This is a genomic window from Mesorhizobium sp. M7A.F.Ca.ET.027.03.2.1 (assembly GCF_003999175.1).
Taxonomy (GTDB): Bacteria; Pseudomonadota; Alphaproteobacteria; order Rhizobiales; family Rhizobiaceae; genus Mesorhizobium.
In genome coordinates this window covers 1-2,906 of sequence record NZ_RZOM01000804.1, presented here as the reverse complement: position 1 = coordinate 2,906, position 2,906 = coordinate 1, and the positions used below count along the sequence as shown (strand labels likewise).

At 64.8% G+C, this 2,906-nt stretch carries 4 protein-coding genes and 1 pseudogene; all 5 read left to right on the top strand.

The features are described from left to right. Positions 1-496: HisA/HisF-related TIM barrel protein (locus EN750_RS27160; protein WP_127398499.1), on the top strand; the 496-nt coding region annotated here is incomplete at its 5' end. Further along, complete coding sequence (locus EN750_RS27155) at positions 493-1,329, top strand: arginase family protein (protein ID WP_127398497.1); 837 nt, start codon at positions 493-495, stop codon at positions 1,327-1,329. The genes EN750_RS27160 and EN750_RS27155, both read left to right, overlap by 4 nt. Then, a complete protein-coding gene (gene hisF, locus EN750_RS27150; RefSeq protein ID WP_127398495.1) occupies positions 1,329-2,120 on the top strand; it encodes an imidazole glycerol phosphate synthase subunit HisF in 792 nt (263 codons plus the stop codon). The genes EN750_RS27155 and hisF overlap by 1 nt, the downstream gene beginning before the upstream one ends. 69 nt (positions 2,121-2,189) lie before the next feature. Continuing rightward, a complete protein-coding gene (locus EN750_RS27145; protein WP_127398493.1) occupies positions 2,190-2,513 on the top strand; it encodes a phosphoribosyl-ATP diphosphatase in 324 nt (107 codons plus the stop codon). A gap of 24 nt (positions 2,514-2,537) precedes the next feature. Then, positions 2,538-2,906: pseudogene (locus tag EN750_RS27140) on the top strand (type I pantothenate kinase); the annotation flags it as partial.

Genomic DNA, 2,906 nt, shown 5'->3' with positions numbered 1-2,906 from the left:
CCGCACGCTGGCGCAGATCGAGGATTGGCTCGATCGCGGGCTGGCCCGCGTCATCCTCGGCACGGTGGCGGTGCGTGACCCGGACCTTGTCAAACAGGCCTGCAAGGCGTTTCCGGGCAAGGTCGCCGTCGGCATCGACGCCAAGGGCGGCAAGGTCGCCGTCGAGGGCTGGGCCGAGGCGTCGAGCCTCGGCGTCATCGAACTGGCGAGGAAGTTCGAGGGCGCCGGCGTCGCTGCCATCATCTACACCGACATCGACCGCGACGGCGTTTTGACCGGCATCAACTGGGACGCCACCATCGCCCTCGCCGATGCCGTGTCGATCCCGGTCATCGCGTCGGGCGGCCTCGCCTCGATCGCCGACATCGTGCGCATGACCATGCCCGATGCGCAAAAGCTCGAAGGCGCGATCTCCGGCCGCGCGCTCTATGACGGCCGCATCGATCCGGCCGAGGCCCTGGCGATCCTGCAGGGCAGGGCGGAGACGCGGACGTGAAAATCTCCATTATCCTGGCCTCCTATGACAGCGGCCACTACCATGGCGGCATGGGCCAGGGGCCGGACGCGTTGGTCTCGGGCGGGCTCGTCGACGCCCTGACGATGGCTGGCCACGATGTGATGGTCGAGGATATCGGCAAGGTTGGAGATGCCCAGGAGCGTGAAATCGCCACCGGCTTTGCCGTCTGCAACGCGGTTGCGAGCGAGGTTCGCCTTGCCCGTGACGCCGGTCGGTTTCCCATCGTCCTTGCCGGAAACTGCCTGACCAGCGCCGGCGCGGTCGCCGGCGAAGACGCCGATGCGATCATCTGGGCCGACCAGCATGGCGATCTCAACACGCCCGAGACATCCACATACGGCTTTCTCGACGGCATGGCGCTGGCGACCGTGCTCGGCCTGTGCTGGCGACCGATGGCGTCCGCCATTCCCGGCTTCAAGCCGGTCGATCCGTCACGCTGCGTGCTCGTCAACGCGCGCGATCTCGATCCGGACGAGAAGCGGCTGCTGGAGACATTGCCGATCGTGCGGACGGAATGCTCCGGGGTGGCCCAGGCGGCCGAAAGACTGAAGATCGCCGGCGCCAGACGCGTGCACATGCATCTCGACATGGACGTGCACGATCCCCGGGAGCTGCAGGCCAACCGCTATATCACTTCGGGCGGGCCGAGCCCGGAACAGTTGCGCGATGCCACGTGCGCCATGGCGCTGGCGGTGCCGATCGTCGGCATCACCGTTTCCGCCTACGACCCGGCCTTCGACGCCCAGGCCGATGTTCCGCCGATGGTCGGCCAGTTGCTGAACGATCTCATCGCCACGATAGAGGGCCGTTGATGCTGAAAGCCCGTGTCATCCCTTGTCTCGACGTCAAGAACGGCCGTGTCGTCAAGGGCGTCAACTTCGTCGATCTCGTCGACGCCGGCGATCCGGTCGAGGCGGCCAAGGCCTATGACGCGGCCGGCGCCGACGAACTCTGCTTCCTCGACATCACCGCTTCGTCGGACAACCGCGAGACCATCTTCGACGTCATCGCACGTACCGCCGAACAATGCTTCATGCCGCTGACGGTTGGCGGCGGCGTGCGCCAGGTCGCCGATATCAGGAAGCTGCTGTTGGCCGGCGCCGACAAGGTGTCGATCAACACGGCCGCGGTGAAGAACCCGGATTTCGTCGCCGAGGCCGCCGACAAGTTCGGCAACCAATGCATCGTCGTCGCCATCGACGCCAAGAAAGTGTCGGAAACCAATGAGGCCGATCGCTGGGAGATCTTCACCCATGGCGGGCGCGAAAAGACCGGCATCGACGCGGTCGAATTCGCGCGCCAAATGGTCGATCGCGGCGCCGGCGAGATCCTGCTGACGTCGATGGATCGGGACGGCACCAAGGCCGGCTACGACATCGCGCTGACCCGCGCGATATCAGACGCCGTGCGCGCGCCGGTGATCGCTTCCGGCGGCGTCGGCACGCTCGACCACATGGTCGAAGGCATTCGCGACGGCCATGCCGGCGCGGTGCTGGCGGCGTCCATCTTCCATTTCGGCACCTACACGATAGCGCAGGCCAAGGCGCATATGGCCGCCGCCGGCCTGCCGATGCGGCTGGACTCTGTGGATAATCGGCCCTAAAGCATGATCCCGAAAGTGGGAACCGGTTTTCGGAAAAGATCATGCTTAAACAAGCAGATAGATGACGCCATGACCGAGTTTTCGCTTTCCGATCTGGAAAAAATCATTGGGGAACGCGCGCATTCCGGAGATCCGGATTCGTGGACGGCAAAATTGTTCGCGCGCGGCATCGACAAGGCGGCGCAGAAGCTCGGCGAGGAGGCCGTCGAGACGGTGATTGCCGCCGTCAGGGGCGACAAACCGGCCATCGTTTCAGAAAGCGCCGATCTTATATATCATTGGCTCGTCGTTCTCGGCCTCTCCGGGGTACCGCTGAGCGACGTGCTTAGGGAACTCGAAGGCCGCACCCGGCGTTCGGGCATCGCCGAGAAGGCGTCACGGCCCAAGGGCTGACCGCGAGGAAGGGCAGGTATCTCGATGGATCAGCTCGCGCCGACCGAGAAATATTCCCCCTTTCGTTTCTTCTCCGCCGATCAATGGTCGCAATTCCGCGCCGACACGCCGCTGACGCTGAGCGCGGACGAATTCCGCCGCCTGCGCTCGCTCAACGACCCGGTCGATCTCGAAGAGGTCACGCGCATCTATCTGTCGCTGTCGCGGCTGTTGTCTGCGCATGTCGAAGCGAGCCAGCTGCTGTTTCGGCAACGCCAGGCCTTCTTCAACGCGGTCGACGTGGTCAAGACACCGTTCATCATCGGCATCGCCGGTTCGGTCGCCGTCGGCAAATCGACCACCGCACGCGTGCTGAAGGAACTTTTGGCGCGCTGGCCGTCGAGCCCCAAGGTC